The 22,935-nt window shown below is 55.7% G+C and carries 19 protein-coding genes; 13 read left to right on the plus strand and 6 right to left on the minus strand.

Annotation, left to right across the window (positions count from 1 at the left end):
• The first annotated feature begins 120 nt into the window (after window positions 1-120).
• Window positions 121-894 (plus strand): hypothetical protein, encoded by a 774-nt coding sequence (locus tag E4S61_RS09730; protein ID WP_135303735.1) that lies wholly within the window; start codon window positions 121-123, stop codon window positions 892-894.
• Window positions 891-2,069, plus strand: coding sequence for an inorganic phosphate transporter (locus E4S61_RS09735; RefSeq protein ID WP_135303736.1), 1,179 nt, complete (start codon window positions 891-893; stop codon window positions 2,067-2,069). The genes E4S61_RS09730 and E4S61_RS09735 overlap by 4 nt, the downstream gene beginning before the upstream one ends.
• Before the next feature lie 180 nt (window positions 2,070-2,249).
• Here the strand turns inward: E4S61_RS09735 and E4S61_RS09740 are convergent, their stop codons facing one another.
• From E4S61_RS09740 to E4S61_RS09750, 3 genes are all read right to left on the minus strand, one after another.
• Entirely contained in the window at window positions 2,250-2,576 is a 327-nt protein-coding gene (locus E4S61_RS09740; protein ID WP_245180669.1) for a DUF3368 domain-containing protein, read from the minus strand.
• Window positions 2,577-2,729: 153 nt separating this feature from the next.
• Entirely contained in the window at window positions 2,730-2,975 is a 246-nt protein-coding gene (locus E4S61_RS09745) for a UPF0175 family protein (protein ID WP_135303737.1), read from the minus strand.
• Window positions 2,976-3,203: 228 nt separating this feature from the next.
• Window positions 3,204-3,884, minus strand: coding sequence for a hypothetical protein (locus E4S61_RS09750; RefSeq protein ID WP_135303738.1), 681 nt, complete (start codon window positions 3,882-3,884; stop codon window positions 3,204-3,206).
• 415 nt (window positions 3,885-4,299) lie between these two features.
• Between E4S61_RS09750 and E4S61_RS09755 the strand changes: the two genes are divergently transcribed.
• The 8 genes from E4S61_RS09755 to E4S61_RS09790 all read left to right on the plus strand — a co-directional run bounded on the left by E4S61_RS09755 (window position 4,300) and on the right by E4S61_RS09790 (window position 14,878).
• Window positions 4,300-4,689 carry a hypothetical protein gene (locus tag E4S61_RS09755; RefSeq protein WP_245180672.1) on the plus strand — a complete coding sequence of 130 codons (390 nt, stop codon included), beginning with the start codon at window positions 4,300-4,302 and terminating at the stop codon, window positions 4,687-4,689.
• Entirely contained in the window at window positions 4,677-6,383 is a 1,707-nt protein-coding gene (locus E4S61_RS09760; protein ID WP_135303740.1) for a hypothetical protein, read from the plus strand. Before E4S61_RS09755 ends, E4S61_RS09760 begins: the two co-directional genes overlap by 13 nt.
• A gap of 131 nt (window positions 6,384-6,514) precedes the next feature.
• Window positions 6,515-7,228 (plus strand): hypothetical protein, encoded by a 714-nt coding sequence (locus E4S61_RS09765; RefSeq protein ID WP_135303741.1) that lies wholly within the window; start codon window positions 6,515-6,517, stop codon window positions 7,226-7,228.
• On the plus strand, window positions 7,177-8,490 hold the full coding sequence (locus E4S61_RS09770) for a hypothetical protein (protein WP_135303742.1): 1,314 nt from the start codon (window positions 7,177-7,179) through the stop codon (window positions 8,488-8,490). The genes E4S61_RS09765 and E4S61_RS09770 overlap by 52 nt, the downstream gene beginning before the upstream one ends.
• A gap of 4 nt (window positions 8,491-8,494) precedes the next feature.
• The gene (locus E4S61_RS09775) at window positions 8,495-9,508 is read left to right on the plus strand and encodes a hypothetical protein (protein WP_135303743.1); all 1,014 of its coding nucleotides are present in this window, start codon (window positions 8,495-8,497) and stop codon (window positions 9,506-9,508) included.
• A complete protein-coding gene (locus tag E4S61_RS09780) occupies window positions 9,505-11,544 on the plus strand; it encodes a VirB4 family type IV secretion system protein (protein ID WP_135303744.1) in 2,040 nt (679 codons plus the stop codon). The genes E4S61_RS09775 and E4S61_RS09780 overlap by 4 nt, the downstream gene beginning before the upstream one ends.
• 98 nt (window positions 11,545-11,642) lie before the next feature.
• Window positions 11,643-13,163: an oligosaccharide flippase family protein gene (locus tag E4S61_RS09785; RefSeq protein WP_135303745.1), complete on the plus strand. Its 1,521-nt coding sequence runs from the start codon at window positions 11,643-11,645 to the stop codon at window positions 13,161-13,163.
• 86 nt (window positions 13,164-13,249) lie between these two features.
• The gene (locus E4S61_RS09790) at window positions 13,250-14,878 is read left to right on the plus strand and encodes a glycosyltransferase family 39 protein (protein ID WP_135303746.1); all 1,629 of its coding nucleotides are present in this window, start codon (window positions 13,250-13,252) and stop codon (window positions 14,876-14,878) included.
• Window positions 14,879-14,890: 12 nt separating this feature from the next.
• Here E4S61_RS09790 and E4S61_RS09795 read toward each other — a convergent pair whose 3' ends face one another.
• Window positions 14,891-15,979: a glycosyltransferase family 4 protein gene (locus E4S61_RS09795; protein WP_167768462.1), complete on the minus strand. Its 1,089-nt coding sequence runs from the start codon at window positions 15,977-15,979 to the stop codon at window positions 14,891-14,893.
• A gap of 339 nt (window positions 15,980-16,318) precedes the next feature.
• On the opposite strand from E4S61_RS09795, the gene E4S61_RS09800 reads away from it, so the two are divergent.
• The 3 genes from E4S61_RS09800 (at window position 16,319) to E4S61_RS09810 (ending at window position 20,650) form a co-directional block, all read left to right on the plus strand.
• Window positions 16,319-17,641 carry a flippase gene (locus E4S61_RS09800; RefSeq protein WP_135303748.1) on the plus strand — a complete coding sequence of 441 codons (1,323 nt, stop codon included), beginning with the start codon at window positions 16,319-16,321 and terminating at the stop codon, window positions 17,639-17,641.
• Between the two features lie 42 nt (window positions 17,642-17,683).
• Window positions 17,684-18,766, plus strand: a complete 1,083-nt coding sequence (locus E4S61_RS09805; RefSeq protein WP_135303749.1) for a polysaccharide pyruvyl transferase family protein — start codon at window positions 17,684-17,686, stop codon at window positions 18,764-18,766.
• A gap of 192 nt (window positions 18,767-18,958) precedes the next feature.
• Window positions 18,959-20,650, plus strand: coding sequence for an ArnT family glycosyltransferase (locus E4S61_RS09810; RefSeq protein ID WP_135303750.1), 1,692 nt, complete (start codon window positions 18,959-18,961; stop codon window positions 20,648-20,650).
• Window positions 20,651-20,668: 18 nt separating this feature from the next.
• Here the strand turns inward: E4S61_RS09810 and E4S61_RS09815 are convergent, their stop codons facing one another.
• Both E4S61_RS09815 and E4S61_RS09820 read right to left on the minus strand, forming a co-directional pair.
• A complete protein-coding gene (locus E4S61_RS09815) occupies window positions 20,669-21,739 on the minus strand; it encodes a glycosyltransferase family 4 protein (protein ID WP_209309475.1) in 1,071 nt (356 codons plus the stop codon).
• A complete protein-coding gene (locus E4S61_RS09820) occupies window positions 21,736-22,881 on the minus strand; it encodes a glycosyltransferase family 4 protein (RefSeq protein WP_135303752.1) in 1,146 nt (381 codons plus the stop codon). The genes E4S61_RS09815 and E4S61_RS09820 overlap by 4 nt, the downstream gene beginning before the upstream one ends.
• Window positions 22,882-22,935 lie beyond the last annotated feature (54 nt).

Below are 22,935 nucleotides of genomic sequence, written 5' to 3' on the forward strand. Positions count from 1 at the left end.
CGGAAGTGACTTTGCCAAGCTACTTGCGTGAGCGGAGTGTAGAATTTCTATGTGTTTTTTCACAGCTATTGAGTCCCGACTCGTCTTCCCCGGGCAGATAACCTTCGGCTCAGGTGGGTCGTGAACCCGAACCGCGTCGACTCTATCGTCGACCTGACCTATGGGCTGATGATCGCAGTCTCGGTCGGGCTAATCGTTATCGCCGGAAACGCCATCGGACTGGCATTTGGATTCGGGGTGCTACTCTCCTACGTCCTCCACGTTGTCTGGAAGATGGCTCGTTTCGACCCGAACTGGATGACGACAGCAGTCAAGGAGACTGTCGAGGAGACAGTCGACGAGACGGTCGGCGAGACAGTCGAAGAGAAAGTTGGAGAAACCGTCGAGAAGACGGTCGACGAAACCGTTAGTGAGACGGTGGAGAAGACGGTTGGTGAAACCGTCGAAAAGACAGTCGACGAGACCGTCGAGGAGAAAGTTGGAGAGACCGTTGAGAAGACGGTCGGTGAGACGGTCGAGGAGACGGTCGGTGAGACGGTCGAAGAGAAAGTTGGAGAAACCGTCGAGGAGACAGTGGAGGAGACGGTCGGTGAGACGGTCGAGGAGACAGTGGAGGAAAAAGTCGGCGAGACCGTCGAAAAGACGGTTGATGAGACGGTCGGTGAGACGGTCGAGGAGACAGTGGAGGAAAAAGTCGGCGAGACCGTCGAAAAGACGGTTGATGAGACGGTCGGTGAGACAGTCGAAGAGACGGTAGAGGCGGCAGTAGAGGAGACGGTCGAAGAGAAGGTCGGAGAGACAGTCGAGCAGACCCTAGAAGAGCAGATGACGGCAGAGGACGCAGATGGTGAGGCAGACGAAGCTACCGAGGACGCCGAGACCGAGGCCCGATGAGCAGCGTCCTCCTCATCGCTGGCGTCCTCGTCGCGATGTTCGTCGCCTACAACATTGGCGGGTCGACTACGGGACCGGCATTCGGGCCAGCCGTCGGTGCCGACGCTATCTCTAAGCCGGTCGCCGCGGCGCTGATGGGCGTGTTCTTCTTCATCGGCGCTTGGACGCTCGGCCGGAACGTCGTGACGAAACTCGGCAGTGAACTGGTCGTCGACACCGGGATCTTCACGCTCGAATCGTCCATCGCGGTGCTGTTTTTCATCGGGGTCGCACTGCTGGTCGGGAACGTCTTCGGCGTGCCGGCCTCGACCTCGATGACTGCTGTGGGTGCCATCGCTGGCCTCGGACTGGCCGGTGGCGTACTGGATCTCGCCGTGATGGGGCAGATCGTCATCTGGTGGGTCGTCTCGCCCATCATCGGCTTCTGGGTCTCGCTGATCATCGGCCGATACTTCTACGCGCGACTGAACACGAAGGTCGCGATGGAGCGCAGTACGGGGCCGCTGTTCGACGTCGACCGATCCGGGCTCATTCCCATCCCGCGGGTCCACCGGACGACCAACCGCCGGGAGTTGGTCGGAACGATGACCGTCGTCGCGATCGGCTGTCTGATGGCCTTCGCCTCGGGCACCTCGAACATCGCGAACGCCGTCGCACCGCTGGTCGGCAGCGGCGAACTGTCGATGAACCCGGCTATCATCTTCGGTGGAATCGCCGTTACCATCGGGGCCTTTACCATCGCTCGACGGACGCTGGAGACGATGGGCAGCGACATCACGGAGCTGCCCCTGACTGCGGCCATTGTCGTCGCGTCGGTCTCCTCGACGCTGGTCGTCTTCCTCTCGGCGCTGGGTATCCCCGCGAGCTTCGTCATCATCGCGACGATGTCCATCGTCGGACTGGGCTGGGGCCGGGCGACCCGACCGATGACCGCCCCCGAGGTCGTCGCCAGTGACGGGGGACCACCGGTCACGGTCAACGCGCTGGCGGCTGACGAGGAAGGCGAAGAGCTTCCTCCCATCGGGACGGAGGACGCCGACGACATTCCCAGTCCGGGGGCGCTGTTCAACCCCGTGACGACCGCCCGGGTCGTCCTGATGCAGAACGTCGTCCCGGCCATCGCGACGGCCGGTGCGTATCTCACGTTCCGGTTCGTCCCGATATTCGGGTTCTGAGCTAGGGCAACCCCCATTACCGTGGGGAATCAGGGACTCCACCAGTGGTCAACGACGGCGGAGTTCCACAGTCGGACCGAGAATGCGAGAGAAACACGTCCAAACGTGTGATCGAGAATCTACTAGTAGGCTCACGAAAGTGTAACTGGGCCCTGTTGGCCGTCGCTACGGACAAAGCGACTACTCGTTTGCCTCTGAGAGAACTCGTGCGTAGAGGTCGTCGGAAATCCAGAAGCCAGCCTCGCAGAGGGAATCAAGTTCCTGTTCCAAATCTAGTCTGTCGGTCTTCGCTCCGCGGAGCAGAACGCCGATAACGCCCGTGACATCCAGGTCGTGTCTGCGGGCGACTCGCCGTCCGTCTTGCTCGTCGAGTAAAACGAGGTCGGCGTTGTGTTCGACCGCATAACAGATTGCTGCGGTCTCGCCGATATCGAGTTCGTGAAATACTTCGACGAACAAGTCCGAGCGTGCCACCTCGACGACGCACAGGAACCCCTCGTCGCGCACTCTTGGAGCGGCTCCAAGCCCTCTTCCCCATCGGTGAGTTCGTCCCAGACTTGACGTGGGACCGTAACGTCTGAGAACTGTGCTTTGAGGAGGACCAATCGGTCGATAAGAGCGAGGTTCAGAAGGGGAGAGGTATCCGAGACTATCAGTCCACTATCTGGCATAGTCGAGGTCTTCTTTGAGTTCCTGTTCACCGTAGTGGCGGGGAATCTCCCGTTCCCCGAGGAGTTTCTGGAACTCCTGTTTCGATAGTCCTGCTAGCGCACGCGCTTTCCCGAACGAGAGGACATCCTGGGCGTATAGCGAGACCGCCAACTCCCGCTTCATCGCGGGTGAGCGCTCCCCCTCCGGAAGCTGTAACGCCTCGTAGACGTCGTCATCAATCTCTATCGTCGCCATATGTGGTGTAGGCGTACATGATTCTTGAGTGTTTGGACGACGGTTTGCAGGCGACCAACGCGGAACTTTTCGTATTCTGCTCAACTGGTGTTTCATCCGTACAACAGAGCGAGCGCTGGAAAGGGTCGATATACGCCCGGGATACTACCGAACGCAGGCTTTCGTTCGCTGTCAAGGGGTTTTACGAGAGACGCTCTTTCGAAACGGACTACAGAAGAGATACCTATCCTACACGTCCGCTGTTTCTTCGCTTTCTCGAAGTTGCACGAACGCTTCGCTGAGGATACCGAGGACGATCAGCGAGAACGGGAGCGTGATGATACCGGCCATCAGCGTGCCTATCGCCGGGCCGGCGACCGCACTCACGACTGCCGAGGCGATAACCGACAAGATACCGGGGACGATGGCGAGCACGACGAAGATAATGAAGAGGATGACGACCAAGGGAATCCAGTTCCCGCGAGTGAGAGCCCAGCTATTGCGGAGGGCAGCGACGAAATTGTCGTCCTCGACAGCGATATAATACATCATGAACAGGAACGCGACATACGCGATGATGCCGGGGATGATGAACAGGATAGTCCCGATGAACACGAGTAGACTGTATATGAGGCCCCCGAGAATCGTGTTCACGATCGCTAAGACCATGTTTCGGGTGTAGTATTCGCTCGGGATAGAACTCGAATGGCCACCGACGAACGTTCGGATAGCCACGATCGACATCACTTGGAGGAGTAACAACGAGATAACCGACACGCTCGCAGAGACCGCAAGCGGGAGGTCAAGAGCGGGAAGCGCCTGCGTCGCATCTGCGGGCAGGTCACTCGAACTCTGCAGCAACGTGAGGAAGGCACTGTAAAACGCTACCTGCCAGATAATTCCGAGAACTACATATGCGAGAGTGAGCACCACCCCGTTTCTATTTGCGACTCGATTGAATCCATCAGTTAGTGAGGAACCGATTTTCAGGGACACACCGGACTGAAGGCGCGTTCGTGACCTAAGTACCCCGACGAACTGCGAGGACAGCAATTCGCCGATATGTTTAAGCCATCCCTGTGTGGGAGCTCGTCGACGTAGTCGAAAATCGACTATCTCTGAATGTTCTCGAAACCCCGTAAATGGGGGTCCTATCTATTCTACAACAGTATCTGAAAACAGACCTGACGCAGTAAACTCACCTAAACTCAGAAATAGATTTAATATCTCGTACTGGTTTCTGCCACTTAGACGCCGTCGTTCCAGCGGTCTTTGACTCGGCTGCGGTGGCTGACCGGATCGGCGCGTCAGAAGAGAAATGTCTACGCAAGCGCCGTCGGCCTCCGTGCCGACAGAAAAAGTGGATAGCCGCATCGCTCGTTTCAAACGGACCCTCGGCCGGGTGGGACTGACTATCGGCGTCCTCTCGTTGGTCGCCGCCGAGCCCGCTCTGGCACAAACCATCGGCGAGGACTTCTGTACGACGAGCATGGCCGAGACAATCAAGAACGTCTTCACCATCATCCAGTTCGGCGGGCCACTCATCGGCGGCACGCTCGCACTGGGAGCGGCGGTCGTGACGCCCATGGTCCGACGGACCGACACGAAGCTGGAACTCAAAGAAGTCCGCAATCAGGGCGTCATCTGGGGGATCATCGTCGCGCCGCTGGCGACGGCTATCGTCCAGTTCCTGTTGAACACGGTCGTCGCCGGAGGGAGCAGTTGCGCGTTCTGAGAGCAGGTGCTCGCCCTGTCTTCATCCTGGTCGCCGCCGTTTCGATGGTCGTCACCATCAGCGTGGAGAGCGTCGCCCACCCACCGGCGGAACCGACTCACGGTGTCAACGAGAGCGAGTTCTGGGTGCTCTGGGCCGGCGACGAGGATAGCGTGAACGTGACAGGCAACGGTACGCAAACGCCGCTCGAAACCCTCAGTGCAGGAACGGACGTTCCAATCGATCGGCCACCCCGTGCCGTCGAGATGTGGAATCGGCGTGACATCGCGGAGATGCCCGAAACCGACGCTACTGTCGCCAGCCACCCACGCAATACGACGCGTTCGAACGGCTCGTATCTTCGAGATGTGGGCGTGACCATCGGTGCGATTCAACCATCGACGCGCGTTCACCTCTCAGAGACCGACCAGCCGCTGTACATCGCCCCCGATGGTGAGGTGCTCGGAACCGTCGACTACCGGGTCGTCATGCCTTCGGCTGACGACTCGTCAGGGAATAGTTGGCACGTCGAGTCACACGATGTCGAGTCGGTTCGTCTCCTGCTCGATGGAGATGTCCTCGATACGGCGAACCACACGAAGACACCGACGCTCACCTACAGTGATCTGGAACCCGGACTCAACGAAACCGCAACGCTCACGCTCGAAGCGACGGTCACGGTACAGCTGCGGCGAACGGACATCAGTCAAGGCGTGGGCTGCGCTGAGACGACGACGTATGGGCTCTGTCAGACTGGCCTTCACTCACTTGGAACTCGCCAGGAATCCATCACAGTCAGAGACAACGCGACGGTCACCGTCTACGACCTGATCGTCTCTGGATATCAGACACAGTACCCCGATGGCGACCTCGGATTAGTCGCCTACAAGAACTACCCGTGGTACGGTCTCGACCTACCCGAGGGAGCGGTGCGTGGTGTCTGGCGCTTCTACGTTGCGCGTGACCAGACCTGGGATAATCTCACCACGTACGACGGGACCAACGTGACTACAGCACACTCGCCGGTCCATCCGTTACAGGTTCACGCCTTCCCGATCGAGACTGGCCCGACGCCATGGCCACGAGCGACGGTCGAACTCCTTACAGTGTACGGCACGGAGTACGACGCACCGTCACTTCCTGAAGCGGTCGTACTGGACGCCGTCGAAGGACCGTACACGGGCAGTTTCGGCATCGCAACACACGTCGAGACGACTCACGACGAGACGGACACTGTCACCGCTATCGGCCTCGTCCGCGGGACGAACGCGACACTCTCCGTCTCGGAGTTCGCTGCCGTCCCGCTGACCGAGAGCAATCTCACGCTGAAGGTCATGAACCGAAGCGAGGAGACGGTCACTGTCCGCGCACAGCTCCGCGACAACGAGACGAGTGCGCCAATCCAGACGAGTGACCGCGACGGCTATCTCGTCGTCGCCGGGCAGCGCGTGAACACCTCGGAGAACGGGACCGTCGACGTGACTGTCTCCAGTGACCGTGATGCCGTCTCGGCGCGATACGAACCGTCGTTCTGGTGGTGGGACATCCCTAGCTACACTGGCGATACGGCTATCGTCTCCACTGGCGGGACGACGTTTCGCTATCTGGACGCGCTCTTCGGTGGGTTCGTCCCGATCGGCGCGCTGTTGCTCGCTGGCTATATCCTCGACCGGTTCACGAACTGGGGCTTCTGGCCGCCGTGGAGGGGGCTGTGATGCCGAGACGTCTCTCCCGTCGGGCCTTCCTCTCGGCGCTCGCTGCCGGGTCGGCCGTCGGCGCTGGCTGTTCGACGAGAGGCGCTGTCGATGCCGTGGCGAGTCCCTCGTTCGACTCGGCTGTCGAATCAATGACGGTCGGGACGTACGACATCGTTCTCGAACTAGCTGACGAGAACGTCACGCACGCGTCTCTCATCGCACCCGATGGAACCGCAGCCCAGAGCAAGCAAATCGAACCCGGAGTCAGGACAGTGAAGTTCCCGATTCTACGGTTCGATCCACCGTGGGGCGACGTCAAGCATTACACACCGGGTACTCACGAAGTCGTCCTCGTCGTTGATGAAACCGAGGTCACGCGCTCGGTGTCGTTAGTCCCGGAGCTTCGGATCACCGACATCTCCCAGTACCGTGATGGGGAGACAGTGTCCGACCTCTCGAAGCTTGTCTTCACGATTGAAAACACGGGAACAGCGGCGACGTGGATCTACGATATCGCGTTTGAAGGCGCACCAAATTTCGCGGCTGACGGGACGATATCGGATCAGTCTGCGTATCCAGACCTAGAATTCCCGATGACGGGGGACGAACTAACTATAGCACCAGGCGCAAGCCAGCAGTATATCGCGCATTCGTGGCCGTTAGCGTTACCGGAGACAGCACCCAGATGTGAAGGTACTGAATATCCTTTTACTGCTCGGCTGGGAGCTGCAGACGGTAGTATCTTAACCGCCGACTTATCGCCTCAGTTCAACGGCAATCCCAGCACGGTCGGTTTCGCAGACGATACGGTGTGTTCAAACGTATCGTTGAGCTGGGAGTCGCGAGACGAGGAGGAGAGATGAATTCGCTAGGAGACGTGATTGTTGAGTCGTTAGAAGAAGCAGCGCGAAGATTTGTCGGTCCAATATCTGGCTTCATCAGGGACCATGCTGGAGATTTGTTGAAAATCGTTGTCGAGACACCGAACCCGAACTCTGTGTTCGGCAGACCATCGAACGATGGATGGCCAGTAATCTATGACTTCTACTGGGAAACGATCATCCCCTTGTCGCTGTTGCTCTGGGGTCTCATGATCGGCTTAGTGATACTCCTTGAGTCGGCGAGCTATCTGTTTAGCAGTTACCACCGTACCAAACTCAAGAAGCGAGCGTTCTCTGGGTTACTAGGTATCCTATCGTGGTGGTGGGTCGCTGCACTCTCGCTTCGATTCATCGATAGCTTAGGCAAGTTTCTACTCCCGTCATTAGCGGAAATCACACTCTTCGATACGCTCTCGATCAGCGTGATTGGGTTACTTGGACTCCTGATTTCGCTCACCGTAGACATCGTCTTGTTCTTGATTCTCGCGCTGCTCTACTTGATACGCCACGTCGTGCTGTACCTGTTCGTCCTGTTGATGCCACTCCTCATCGTCTTCTGGGTGCCCGGAGTTGGCCCGTTCGCTCTTGCATCGCAGTTCATGAAGCGACTCGCCGGATTCTACGTTCCGTTCTTGTTCATGACGATACCGGTTGCCCTCCTACTACGTCTCGGCCAGTTATTGGGCTCCTCGGTGACGTTTACTATTGGTGGTATTGGCCAGTGGCTCCTTGCCATCCTGACGCCGCTCGTCGCTATAATCTCGCCGTTTATCCTCTTCTGGCAGGCAGGAGCGCTGTTCTTCATGGCCGATAGCGCTGCCCGACACGCGTCTCGTGGTCGCGCACGAGCGAGGGTCCAGACGGTTCGGACAGCCGGTGCGACAACAGCGAGTGGTGGACAGAACTTCGCTCGCGGGGTTCGAGGCCAACCTGCCGTCCGACCGGATGGACAGCTACTGCTTGGCTCGGGTGACTCTAGAGCGCACGCCGTCGGCTCACGGTTGCACAGTTCCAGTACGTCGTTCCGGTCAGCGCTCTCGACATCTAGCACGAATCGGACCGAGACACGAACGTCATCAAGACACTCCAAACGCTCTGAGTCGCGGAACGACCAGTTCGACACTCTTCGAGAGCGCGGTGGGTCTTCGAGACGAGAAGCCGGTAGTAGGGATAGCGATTCGAACATAGACGACTCGTCCACGTCGGAGGGTTCCGACGACGAGCGTCCACGGTACATCAACTGAAGATATGAGTAGTCATCAACCCGCAAAGCGAATCCCCAAGTCACTCGGTACAGACGCGAAACTAATCGGTTCGTACACCCTCACGGATGCAGCGGTCGCGCTCTTTCCAGGCGTCGTCGTTATCTTGCTCACACAGATACTGCTCCCCTCCTCGCTCACTCTCGGGGGGTATCCGATTCAGGGGCTGACGCTTCCACTGGCCGCACTTGCCATCGGCGTCGGTGTCCTGTTCGTTTACCTCACACCGGAGTATACGACGAGTCTCGACTGGGTCATGCTGATGCTTAGCTTTCGAGGGCAGGACCGACAGGAAGGCCACGAGAGCGCGAAAGCATACACACAAATCGAGCGAGTGTATCCGGAGCGTGACGTTCTCGAACGACGAGACGGCGCACTCCTGGCGTTCGTGCAGGTCCTGCCCCCTCCGATGGCGCTGGCAACCGACAAGGAGTGGGCAGCGAAGGCAACGGCTTTTCAGGACTTCCTGAACACTGCCGTGACGTTTCCCCTCCAAATCTTCTCGACGACGCAGGCGTTTCCCGTCGATACCTATCTGAACCACTACCGCGAGCGTCGACGTGATCCGGACGTGAAAGCGAACCCGCGACTCGCCGCGCTCATCGACAACTACGTCGAGTGGTACGTACGCGACCTCGACGCTCGACAGATGACGATCCGTGATCACTACGTCGTCGTCTCGGTCACGCCTTCGGAGGTCCGCTTCGAACGCGAAAGCATCCTCGATACGCTCGCTGGAATACCCATACTCGGCCTCTTCGTCCAGGCGTGGAACGCACCACCACTCGAAGTGCAACGAGAAACAATGTTTGAGGCACTCGAAGAGCGGGCACGCCGTGTCGAATCTGGGATTCGTGATATCGATGGCTGTCAAGCGAGCCGTATCGACGCTGGTGCGGCCGCGCGACTCGTGAGCGAGTTCTGGACGGGAGAAGCAGTCGAATACGGCGAGATAGGCGAGGCGCTTCGGACACGACCACTCGTCGGAGGGACGCGATGAACTTCGAATTCCTGCCATTCGTCGGCAAGAACTCGTCGACTGAGGAGACAGCGGAGGAGTCCGAGCAGAGTTCAGAGCTAGCCGTTGCGTATCGGCCCACCGACCAGCCGCTGAACGACCCCGCAGACATCCACCAGTCGATCCTCGGGCCGGACGCGATCGAGCGAACGGCCACCGCAGTTCGAACGGGCGACAACTGGGCTCGCACCCTCTGGGTCGCAGAATTCCCGGACGCGCCGCGAGACGGTATCTTCGAGACGCTGTACTCGACGGCGGAGACGAGAGAGACAGATATCTCGCTCCACATCGACCCGCGGGATACGGCATCGACGCTCAATTCGCTGGAGAACCGGATCGAAGACTTGGAGGCGGACGCCGAGTATCTGAGCGAGAAACGCCGAGCCGGAGCCAGAGGGATACAAAAGGATCTCGCGGACCACCAAGAGCTCTACGACGTACTCAGGAACACACCGATGAAAGCGTTCGACGTTTCGATGTACCTGACCGTCCGCGATGAGAATGAGGACGTGCCCGATGTCGACGGCGTGGTGAGTACGGCACGCCGCGCTCCAGCGAATCTGACGCCCGTGACGCCACGCTGGGCACAGATGGATGCGCTGACTGCTACCAGTCCGGTCGGCGTCGATCAACTGAACCAGCAACTCGATACGAAGACGCCGATGCTGAGTGCCGCTGTGGGTGCGATGTTTCCCTTCGTCGCCGGAGCGCTCGCTGAACCCGGTATCGAGTATGGGACCTACGCGCTGAACGAGAGCCCGCTCATCCTCGACCGGTTCTCCCGGGAAACGGGCTACTGCATGATGGTCATCGGGAAGCTCGGTGCCGGGAAGTCGTTCTCGACGAAACTGCAGCTGGTTCGCCGCGCGATGTACGACGAGGATACCATGCTGGTGATGCTTGACCCACTGGAAGGCTTCGCCACCGTCAACGAGGCGCTGGGCGGCGAGCGCGTCACTGTCGGCGGCTCTCGCGGCTTCAATCCACTAGAGTTGCAGCCGACGCCACGCGAAGTTCTGGATGCCGTTCCAGATATCGACCCGTGGTCCGAGCAGATCGCGTGGGTGCTCACCTTCTTCGAGACGTTCTTTACCCACGTCGCCAGCAGCCCGCTCGACGACCGCAAACAGACGCTTCGGAGAGCAGTGCAGGAAGCCTACGAGCGACAGGGAATCACACAGGACCCACAGACCCACGGGAATCCCTCGCCGACGGTTCGCGACGTTATCGTCGTCCTCGAAGATCTGTTGGAGGACCCCAGTGCATTCGGCTACGTCACCGACGGCGAACGAGAGCGAGTCCGAGAGGACGTCCAGTCCCTGCTCATCGACCTTCGGCCGTCGTTCCGTGAGGGTGGCGACTTGGCGAACCTCGCACGTCCCACGGAGTTCGACCTCGACAACGACGTCATCTACCTCGATCTCCATCAAGAGGAGGGAACCCGCGGTCGGACCGAGACGAGTCTGATGATGCAGGTGTTGTTCAACGCGGTGTACGAACGCGCCAAACAGACCGACAAGCGCGTCGTCTTCGTCATCGATGAAGCCCACTACCTGATGAGCGATTCGACTTCACTGGGCTTTCTGGAGACCGCCGTGCGACACAGCCGACACTACGACCTCTCTTTGCAGTTCATCACGCAGACGGGCGGCGAATTCTCGCTCACGCCCGAGGCCCGGACGATCGCGAATCTCTGCTCGATGAGACTTATCCATCGTGTCGACGAAGCGGCCGAGCAGTTAGCCAAGTGGTTCGGGTTGAGCGAGCGCGAGGTGAACTGGGTCCGCTCGGCGAAGGCAGGCAACGACGAAGACGGCTATTCGGAAGGGTTGCTCGGTATCGACGAAGAAGGCTGGTTCCCACTTCGAGTGCGGGCGAGTGAGTACGAGGTGGACGTTCTCAGTAATGCCAGTCGTAAGGATAGTGACGCGCTATCTCGGACCACCGAGCCGCGTCCTGCATCACCAGAGAGCCCAGTAGAAACAGACAGTGATTCAGCTACGCGTCGAGCATCCTAGGTCGCATACTTTCCTTCTTCTCGAAGGCAGTCACTGACGAGACCGATGTATCGACGAGACGGTTGCTATATGCCAGTCGCCTCGCAACCACGCAGTCGATGGCCGAGAACGACCGGCGTATCGCCCGTGGCTTCCTCTCGATTCTCTCCGGCGAGGTGGGCGCGTTGCTGTTGGGATTGCTCATTACGCCCGTCGTCGTTCGACTTCTCGGGAGCGGAGGCTACGGCGCGTATTCGGTCGTCCTCTCCTTACTGGGTATTCTCGTCGTCGTGAGCAACGCTGGTATCAGTGACGGTGTCCGGAAGTTCATCGCCGAGAAGCGCTCGGAGAAGTGGCCCGCGTCCGTCTTCGGCTTCTACACGCGACTCTCGCTCGCCACCGCGTTCGTCGTCGCGGGTAGTCTCGTCCTCGCCGTCGAGGTCGGTGTCGTCGCCAAAACGCTCGGAACGCAGTTCGAACCGTACATCTACCTCTTGGCGCTGTTGCTCGTCGGCAGACAACTGTTCCTGACGGCGCGGAGTACGCTGATGGGACTCGGTCTCGAACACTACAGCGAACCGCTGTTCGTCGTCCAGAAGGCACTGTTCGGCGTCGTCGGCGTCGCGCTGGCCGCGAGCGGGTTGGGCGTCGCTGGGGTACTGGCTGGCCATATCGCGGCGACGTTCACCGTAGCGACGGTGGCGTTCCTCCTGGTCGCTCGGGAACTCGATGTCGCCGCATTGTGGCGACGAGCCGCCGAACCGGTGCCTCGTAACGAACTGCTCTCGTTCAACGTACTGAGCGTCGTGCTGACGCTGCTGATGACATCGCTGTACCACGTCGACATCCTGTTGCTCCAGCCCTTCAGCGGGAATCAGGCGACCGGCTACTACCGGGCGGCGTTACTCATCGCGGAGTTCGTCTGGTTCGTCCCCTTCGCCTTGCAGATGGTCCTCTTACAGTCGACGGCGGAGCTATGGGCCGACGACAAACACGAGGCTATCTCTCGGGTCGCTTCGCGGGCAACTCGCTATACGGCCGCGCTCGCGCTCTTGGTGGCGCTCGGTATTGCCGGCCTCGTCGACGCGTTCGTCCCGCTGTACTTCGGCAGGGAGTTCGCCGTCGCCAGCGACGCGATTCTCCTCTTGCTCCCCGGCGCGTTTGGCTTCGCCGTTGCCCGCCCCATCTTCGCCATTGGACAGGGGAAAGGAGATCTACGGATACTCGTCGTCGCCACCGCCGTCGCGGCCGCGCTGAACATCTGTCTGAACCTGCTACTGATCCCGCGCTACGGCATGTACGGAGCCGCCGCGGCGACGAGCGTGAGCTACGGCTCGATGCTTCTCTTACACGTCCTGAGCGCCCGACGAGTCGGCTTCGACCCGCTCGGTGACCTCCGGGCTGGTGGTATCGCAGCGGCGGGACTCCTGACGGCACCGGTCGTCTTCGGACTCCCGATACTGCTCGGCGACGGGATTCTCGCTCTGGTAGTCGTCCCCCCGCTTGGCGGCCTCGTCTACGGCGTCACTGCACTCCGAACAGGCGTCGTCACTGGCGAAGAGCTTCGACCCGTCATCGACCGACTTCCGGCCCCCGTCTCGGCGTATCTCGACTGGAGCGTGCAGGCCATCGAGACGTAGACGTATAGCTATCGAAGCGCGGCCACGACTGCTCAGTCCATGAAACCCTTTTTATCCGGTAGCTACCTCACCCCACTAACAGCAGCATGGACGGCTCGACACTCGCCCGGCTCTCCGGGAGAACTCGGTCGCGTCTCGACGAGTTCGGGCGCGACTGGAACAGGCAGACGCTCTTTTACGCGCTCGTTCTCGCGGCGATCGTTCTGCTGGGTGTCTCCTTCCGACTCCGTCGTCTCGGCGTTGCCCCGCTCTGGATCGACGAGGCGTACAACAGCTGGGCGGCGTGGAACTACCTCAATGGAAACGGCTTCTCGGACCCTATCGGTCCGTCCTCGCCGTATCGCCGGGCGTGGCTGACCACGTCACTGCCGATGTCAGTGGCGTTCGACTGGCTGGGCCGAACGGAGTTCGCCGCGCGGCTCCCGAGCGTCGTCTACGGGACGCTCTCCATCGGTGTCGGCTATCTGCTCGGCCGCCGGTACGACCGATTACTCGGCTTTCTGCTCGCCGCATTTCTCGCATTCGACCCTGTCATCCTCGTCTGGTCGCGCGAGGCGCGAATGTACGCCCCGCTTCTGTTCGTCTACCTCTGTTCGGTGTACATCTTAGTGCGGTGGTACGGCGAAGCCGAGTTGCGACTCACCAGCGTCTATCCCTACCTTCTCGCGGTGTTCGTGGTACTTGGCTATTACACACACCAGAGCTACCTCGCGCTGGGTGCGAGCGTTCTGACCTTTTTCGTCATTCAACTCGTCCCGCGACTGCGCGCGATCGACGAGTACACGCTCGACGCGATGGACGCGAAGACAGCGCGCCTGTTGGTCCTCGCGGCGGGGGCGACGCTCACCGCAGGCGTGTTCATCGCGCTTCGGGGCGTTCCGGGCGTTCTGCTCCACACCATCAGCGAGACGTGGCCGGACAGAGGACCGCTGTATTACGGCAAGGTCGTCGTCGTCCACTACCCGATACTCGGCGCGCTCTCGTGGCCGGGGATGGCGTACGTCTGGCGAAAACACGAGACCGGGCGACTGCTCGTCCTGGCGTTTCTCCTGCCGCTGGCCGTCGCCACGTTGGTCCCGAAGAAGGCTCCGCGATACATCTACCATCTCTTTCCCCTGTTGGCGTTCTTTGGCCTCTACTCGATAACGCTCGTCCTGCGGCGGGCGTGGCGGTCGGTGACTGCCGACGGGTCGCTGTCACTGTTCGAATCAGGGCTGTGTTACCTCGCACCGATACTCGTCGTCCTCGTGGTGGCCTCGCCCATCGCCGCCTACGGCGTGACCGCTTCGCTGTACGATCCCCCCGCTCATCCCGAGCGTTCCGACTGGGAGAAAGCCAGCGAGTGGGTGAGAGAGCACGCCGACGAGGACGACGCCATCGCCTCAACGCGACCCGAACTCTCGATGTGGTACTACGGCGAGACGGACTACTTCTTCAGACAGAACGGCGTCAGTTCGGCGGCATTTCGTGACGGCCAGTACGTCCACACGCGGACGGGTGCGGTCTTCCTGAACGAGACCGCCGACATCAGGAAGCTCTTGGAGGGCGACCGTGACGTGTGGCTCTTCGCGGGCAAGAAGTTCGACTATAGCTTCACCTCGCCCGAAGCACGCGAACTCGTCCGCGAGGAGTTCGAGCGTCGGGGCAACGAGTCGTGGGTCAACATGAAGGTGTACTACTACGACGCGAGCGAGAACGAGTCGGCAGCGACCTGAATTCGGTGGTGCTCAGTCTAAGAGTTCTCGTGCGAACGCCACTGTCTCGTCGGCAACGTCGCCCCACGTATACTGTTCGGCGAGTGCGCGACAGTCGCTCGTGTCGTAGGCTGTCGGGTCGAAGGTTCGGAGAGTTTCGTGGAGCGAGTCGTCCGTCGGGTCGATAGTCGTTCCCACGTCTTCGGAGAGGATTTCGGCCGCGCCGCAGTGCTCGGGATTCGAGACGACGACCGGTGTTCCGCAAGCCAGCGATTCGAGGACGATATTCCCGAACGGTTCGTACAGCGCCGGGTGGACGAGCGCGCTGGCGTTGCGGTATCGCTCTGGGAGTTCTGATTGGGGAACGTGGCCGAGAAATTCGACGTTCTCGGGAATCGATTCGTCGTCGGGTCGCTCAGCGCCAGCAATCTTGAGTTCGCGGTCGATCTGTTTCGACGCATCGAGGAGTTGGCGGTAGCCTTTGCGGTGCTGTGTCCCCCCGACGAAGAGGTAGTAGCCATTGTCGTCGGTTTCGCCGGGCGCGAACCGCTCGCAGTCGACGCCGTTGTAGACCACTCGGTTCGGTTTCGTGGCCCGGTCTGCTCGCAGCCGTTCGGTGAGCTCGCTGATGAAGATCCGGCCGTCCGCAGCTTCGAGTGACTGACGAGCGAGCGAGCGTTCTAGCGGAGCGATGCCGTAGTCGAGTGCGCCAGCGACCAGCGGTCGGATTGCGGGGTGGTACTCGTCGAGCGGGAAGAATTCGAACTTCTTCTCGATGTTGAAGTGGACCTTGAGGATTGTTGGGACGTCGGTGTCGAGATGGTCGAAGCGGACGTACTCGTGGCTGTGGATCACGTCCACGCCATCGAGGAGGTCGGTGTTTTCTAGGTGGGTTCGGACTGCGCGGTCGAACCAGAATCGGGGGCTACCCCGCGTTGGGCAGTCGAGTCGGATAACCTCGGTGTGGTTGAGTGGAAGGTTGTCGGTGTGGTCGCCTGCGCTTGTCGTGAGGACCGTCACGTCGTGGTTTTCGGTGAGCGTGTGTGCGAGGTTGTAGGCGTGGTAGGCGACGCCACCGATGACGTTGGGGGGGAATTCGCGGGTAAGGAGAAGAAATTTCACGACAACCACCAAAACGGACTATTCAAATGTTGAATGTCCCGAGAACAGGAAACCTCTGAGCAGGAGTGACAATTCTGAGAGAGTAGAACCCCATTACGGAGAGAATTACTCAATTCGACTGAACCAGGGCCAAGAAGCATTTGTATTAAACTGGTTTCTCACTAGCGTTGTTGATTCTGCTCCTGAACCGGTACAAGCGCTCAGGAGCTATTTTTGGGTTTATATTATCTATCAAAATACTGCAGTCAAGACAGTACATTATTTGTAGATATACCATATTGGAACCCGTAGGTTTAATTCCTGTCTGCGCTCGGACTTTACTACAGAGTTCAGGAATAGATGGATGAGTCAATCTATCAGCGTTTGAGGACTGAGATCTCTTGGAGTTTTGCATCAAAGGCAGTCTCGTTTGTTCTTTATTACGGGTTCGTATACGTTGTCTCGAAATCGTTAGGCGTCCAAGGGTACGGTCAGTGGTCTTTATTCCTCTCTTTATTCACAATATTCGTCACTATTTCATACCTTGGGGTTAACCGTTCAGCAGAACGGTATATCGCCGAATTTGAAGACGGTGTACAAACACGCTCGGTGTTTCTAAATGCCATTTTCCTTCGAATAGCAGTTAGTTTACTGTTTGCAGTTCTTCTATTTTCTCTTGGAAATCGGTTAGCGGGTTTACTAGGACATCCCCAAATTGGAGGCTTATTGGTACTTGCAGTACCGGTAATCGTCTTTCAAGGAGTGACTCAACTGATGAAGAGTCTTTCGAGGGGGCTCCACAATCTGCGTGCGTTATTCTTCATGACGACCGTAGAACACTTCTCGAAACTCACAATAGTAGTACTACTATTTTTTATATTACAGCAAGTTAGTCCCGAAGCCGTAGTTCTAGCTTTCATCTCTTCGTTTGCCCTTGCGTCCCTCGTCGGTACAGTTCTCGTATATCGGCTGATCAAAAATAAATCTGAGAAAAGCTCTGTCACTATTCAGTCTACTTCCTTAGACGGAGAAACTTTGAGAAATATATTCGGATATAGTATTCCACTCATTTTGATATCTGTTGGATTTATCATAATGACTGAGATTGATATTCTGATGCTTGGGGCGCTTGCGAGTGATACTGAATTAGGAGAATACTCTTTAGCCAAGCGAATCGTGACGAAATTTCCACACATTGCCTTAGCAGTAGCGGGAGGGGCGATGCCGGTCTTCGCAACGTCAGATTCCGACCAAATAGAATCTGACGAGAAACATTCCGTTTTCAGTTCGCTCTTGCGTGTGAATACTGCCGTATATTTTCCTCTCTGCGTAGGTTTAGTACTATTGAGTCCGCTGGTTTTACCGCAGATATTTGGTTCAGAGTTCAGAGAGTCAGTCTTACCGCTGCAAGTGCTTTCGATATACGTGTTCTGTGGCTCGTACTCGATATTGTTTGGTCAATTCCTGAATTATCGTGGCTTAGCTCGTAAGCGTGCCATATTCGTCGTACTTATGATAGCGTCGAATATACTGTTGAATCTCTTTCTTATTCCAAGATACGGTGCAGTCGGTGCAGCACTCGGCACATCGGTCTCGTACCTTCCCTATACTCTGCTATCAGGATACGAGTCAATAAAGCAGTTCAGCAGTTTCAAACTTCGGTCAGTCATTAGAAGGCGATAAAGTATTTTTGCCTCCTATACCACGGATACAGTATCGAATAGTATGAGAGGAACTGAAGTTACTATTTTCGGAGCACATAGTGGGAGAAACAAGGGAGACTTGGCTATTCTCCACTCAATGATGGCCAACCTCAAAAGAGCGATCGGCGATGTTCAATTCAATATACCTACGAAAAACCCGTCATACCTGCGGCAGTTCGAAAAAGGAGAGCACATCAACTACATCAAATCACCCACTAATTATCTAAATTTTGAGAGTTCTAAATCGATAAAAGACTCAGATATCGTACTGATAGGTGGGGGTGGATTATTTTTCGATCGGAGGATCTACAATCCATTTTACAACCACGTCATCAATATCGACCCGATTGCACGCTATTCAAATCAAGTCGGGACGCCGACCGCGCTATTCTGTGTCGGTGCACATCGGATGAATCGCGTCGCGACGTGGCTAACAAAGAATATCCTGCAACGTTCGGATTACATTTCCGTACGTGATCACCTCTCAGAACAGGTATTTGGGTCGATTGCCGACGAACAGATTCACTTCAGACCAGATCCTGCTCTACTATTAGAAGAGAAGTATAGTGGGGCTGTGAGCCAAGTGCTTTCGGCTGTTTCTTCGAAGCAACAACAGGCTGAGCGGTTGGTCTTCTTTGTCAACTCAGTTGTAGAGCGGAGCTCAGTGAGGTCACAAGTAATCGAGAGCATTCGAGACCTCACTGAGCAATACGATGTTTTCATCGGCGAAACAGTCACTGAACAGGACCATGCACGAGAAATCGCATCAGAAATCAACGGGTGCCATCTGTTATTCGCTGAGAATAACTTGCGCGGCGAGGAACATATCGCTCTCATATCAGAGTTCGACATCGCGGTCTGCATCCCTATGCACAGTGCGATATTTGCGTATAAATCCAAGACACCGTTTGTCTCAATTGAGTACGAGCCGAAAGTGAGCGAGTTCAATAATCTCATTTCAAATCGAAGTAGAACGTTATTGTCAGATATTGACTCAGTGCCAAGAATTGTTAAATCAATAGATGGGAGAAATCATAAAGAAAAGGAAGAACTAGAGACTCTTTCCAAGGTTGCTTTCCAAGATATCGCAGAAATTCTAATATAGATATTCTTAATTTAGTTATATTATGGAGAGGCTCGGAGATATAAATATCTAAAGAATAACCCTTATTAGCGTTATTGACTCAAATCACTTATCAGCCAATATCGAAGTAAGCCTAATAACGTCTTACGTGTGGCGAATTTATGATTATCTACAGATACAATCGCGGGACTGAACGATAACAGTGAAATAAAAATGCAAACTATAGATAGTCTAAAGAAAGCCAAGCCCGAGTTCGTAGCTCTATTTATAATAACCGCGCTTGGGGCAATCCTTCGATTTTGGGGGTTTTGGACGCTAAGCCTCTGGGCAGATGAGGGGCAAGTATTCATAACCGCTGAAAATATTCTCCAAACGGGCCTTCCACTGCTTGATAGCGGTTACCTGTACAGTCGCGACTTATTGCACTTATATTTAACAGCTGGCTCAATGGCAGTTTTCGGTCATAACGAATTTGCAGTAAGATTACCGAGTGTATTAGCTGGGACTGGTCTAATCTTAGCTATTTATCTATTTGTTCGTACGATCTCAACTTCGAGAGCAGGAGTAGTTGCTGCATCAATTACAGCGTTTCACCCGTGGTATATCTCATACTCGCAATTTGCACGGTCCTATATTATAGCGGTCTTTTTCATTACTGTCACGCTGTATTATTTCTCTGATTCATACATAAATAACAACTATTCAAAAGAGAGAGTGATTGTCTTGACTATTTCTGGGATTTGCGCCGTTCTTAGTCATCAGACCGGACAGGTGGTTATTCTGTACGCATTTCTCACCATCTTGCTCAGTGATGCCGTGAAAAACATATCCTCACTGAGCAGTTTTAAGACTTCTTCTCATAAGCAAATAGATTGGAGTCAAATATATTATGTTATTCCAATCTGTGGAATCGGAATAGCAATTGTACTTTCAAAATTAGTGGCGAGTAAGTCGTACTGGCAGTATACAACTGCCATCCAAAGTCAAGCTACAGAATCAACCTCAGAGGGGGTAGTTAGTATTTTGGCACAGATTCGGTCGTTTATCCCATTTGGAGTGGAGCCACAAATCCACAATATATTATATATTTTTAACCCAATCCCAGTAATATTGTCGTTGTCCATACTATCTATCATATCTCTATCATATATAAACCAAATCTACGATACAAGTGATAAGATGCGTTATTTCCTTTTACTATGCGTAGCTACATTTATACCAGTAGTTTTTGCTAAACGAGACGTGAGTACCAGTCGTGCTTATCTGTTTACAACGCCAATACTGATTTCCGCAATCGCAATATTTTCTGAGCACATTCTCAAATCATTCGAAAGCCCGTGGGCACCTGAGCAACCCTCTGATACCGTATTATCAGTTATATTGATTATATTGTTACTCCCATTCGTTTGGCAGTCCATTGGCGTGGTTACAACTAGCTATGGTGAAGACGTAAATAAGCATCATTCACCCGGAGAGGTTTTTTCCTATCGCCAAGATACATCGAGTACTTATGAGTTTGTAAACCAACACGCAGAAAATGATGAGACTATAGTAGTCTTTGGCAATCCCAAGTTCGCGCCCGCATATCTTGACCCAAAGAAGGAAGTGGATTATTGGGCATGGACCGCTACGAACTATTCAATCGAGGGAGAACATTACTATATCGGTGATGCGATGATAATTTCGGAGTATAGTCAATTCCAGGAGATCTTGGAAAATCGAAACCAAGTATGGATCGTGACGACTTATTCAATTTCAGATGTTGGCCATCTCAACCAGAGGTTTCGATCATTTGCTAATGAAAAATGTGCCGTATTTCAGTCAAAAGATCCAAACGGAAAAGTCATTCTGTACAAAGAGGGGAAAGCAGTTTGTGAGAGGAGTATGATAGATCGGTCATCTTAACCTTAGGTAGTTGAGCTGCTATATTCTACTGATGATGTTAGAGGTTTGAGCCACCGTCTGCTCCCATCCAAATGAACTAACACGAGAAGAACCCCGATTTACCAATCTCGTTCTAAGTGCGGGGTTCGAAAGGACACGTTCGATAGCACCGGTCAGTTGCTCCGTATCGTATGGCTCGACCAGAATCCCCGCATCGCCTACGACCTCGGGTAGTGACGACACGTTCGATGAGATGACAGGCGTTCCGCTGGCCATCGCCTCCAGAACTGGCAACCCAAAGCCTTCGTACAGAGAAGGATAGACGAGGACAGTCGAGAGCTGATACAGTCCCGGTAGCTGCTGACGTGGGATAGTTCCGAGATGCCGCACTCGCGGATCAGACGCTAACTCGTCGCCGATGTCTGCGTTGATCGGGCCGGTAAAGACCAGCAGCGAATCGTCCATATCGAGTTCTCGAAACGCTTCGAGCAGTCGTCGCCAGTTCTTCCGCTCGCTTACGTTGGCCCCATAGATGATGGTTTCAGCGTCGAGTCCGAGCTCGTCTCGAAGGCTCTGTAATTGGCTTTTGGACCAGGACTCTGTGAAAATGCTGTCTACGCCGTGGTAGACTACCTCGATTGCATTTGCGTTGGCGTCGGTATACCGCAGAATATCCTCTTTCGTACTCTGCGAGATGGCGATTATCCGGTCAGCCTTCTCACACGACCGCTTCATCATCTGCTTCATGTATAACCGATCAGCCAGTGGATAGAACGACGAATCGACGAAATATCCCAGATCGTGGACCGTGAGCACGGATTCAGCGGGACAATACGCCGGTAAAACCCCTTTCGGAAACCAAACACGGTCAATGTCGTACTGCCGGATTTTCCGAGGCAACGTTACGTGATCCGCGAGCAGCGGATGCTCAGTGCCGTATTGTACGTAGTGGACGTTCCCCTTTCCGGACGAAAGCTCCTGGTCGGTATTGTAGAAGATGAACAGTTCGTGGGAGTCGATTCGCTCAACGAGACCATCGAGCACGCGCTCGAAATAGACGTTCGTTCCGCCATCTCCGGCGAGCTCACGCGCTTGGATTCCAATCCTCATTCCTGGCTCTCCGTGACGATACTCGTATAACACTCTTCATAACGACGCGCGAGTTGACCGCTACCGAAGTTCTCTACAATACGTTCTCTGGCTTTGGCTTTCTGCGATTCGAAGCGCTCTGGGTCAGCGACTAGGTCTAACAGGTACATCACGTCAGTCTCGTCGATTTGGCCTTCGATTGTCCGTCCGACATCGCTGTCGATCAGTTCGTCGGTCCCACTCACGTTCGATATCACGGGAACAGTACCGCTGGCCATCGCTTCCATGACTGTATTGGACATCCCCTCCGCTTCGGACAACTGGACGTAGAAGTCGGCGTTTCTGTAAACGTCGTCTATCTCTTCGTGAGGAACGTATCCGTGAAACGAGACGTACTGTTCGATTCCTTCTGTTCGCGCTAATTCGACCAGCGATTCGTACTCTTCTCCTTCACCGACGATGTCCAAATAGAATTCGTGAGCGGACTTTTCGTTGAGTCGCTTAGTCAACTTGAGTACTCGATCGACACCTTTGAGTTCAATCAACCGGCCAACGAACAGCAGTCGGAAGGAGTTCCCCTGCGTACGGTCCCCCGGCGAAAACTGCTCAGTATTTATTCCGTTGTTTATCACCGTCACCTCTTGTGTAGGTGAAATTTGCTGTATTTCCTCTCGGAGACCATCGCTATTCGCTACCACGACATCATGAGCGTCCCAAATTTGCTTTACAACCGGTGTCAAGACGGTATAGAGTCGGTCATAGCTGTCGGGGTTGTGATGAGGGACGTCCGATCCGAGACACGTCAAAATGGATGGAACATCTCGAAGTGCGGGATGGAAGATGAGGGCACCAGTTGGAATACCAAAAAACGTGTGGCAGACATCGGGATCGAAATCCTTGACGATTCGAGAGAGTTGAGTCGCCGAGGAGACAATATACGAGAACATCTCGAAAAGGGTCGCATTTTCGCGATTCCGCCGGAACGACAGTACTCGACGAACATCGATACCGTCGACTTGTTCTTGTTTTGGTTGTCCTTCGAGACGTGACGTGACGTATCGTACCTCGTGGCCTCGTTCAGCTAACTTCTTACAGAGAAGGTGGTACTGACCGTACCCGCCACCGAGAGGTGGAAATTCGTAATTCAGCGCCAAGATTCGCATTTAGTTAATCAGGTGTCTTAGAGCAACAGTGATAATAGACTTGATTCTGAGCGT

The sequence above is a fragment of the Haloarcula amylovorans genome, assembly GCF_004681185.1.
Classification (GTDB): Archaea; Halobacteriota; Halobacteria; order Halobacteriales; family Haloarculaceae; genus Haloarcula; species Haloarcula amylovorans.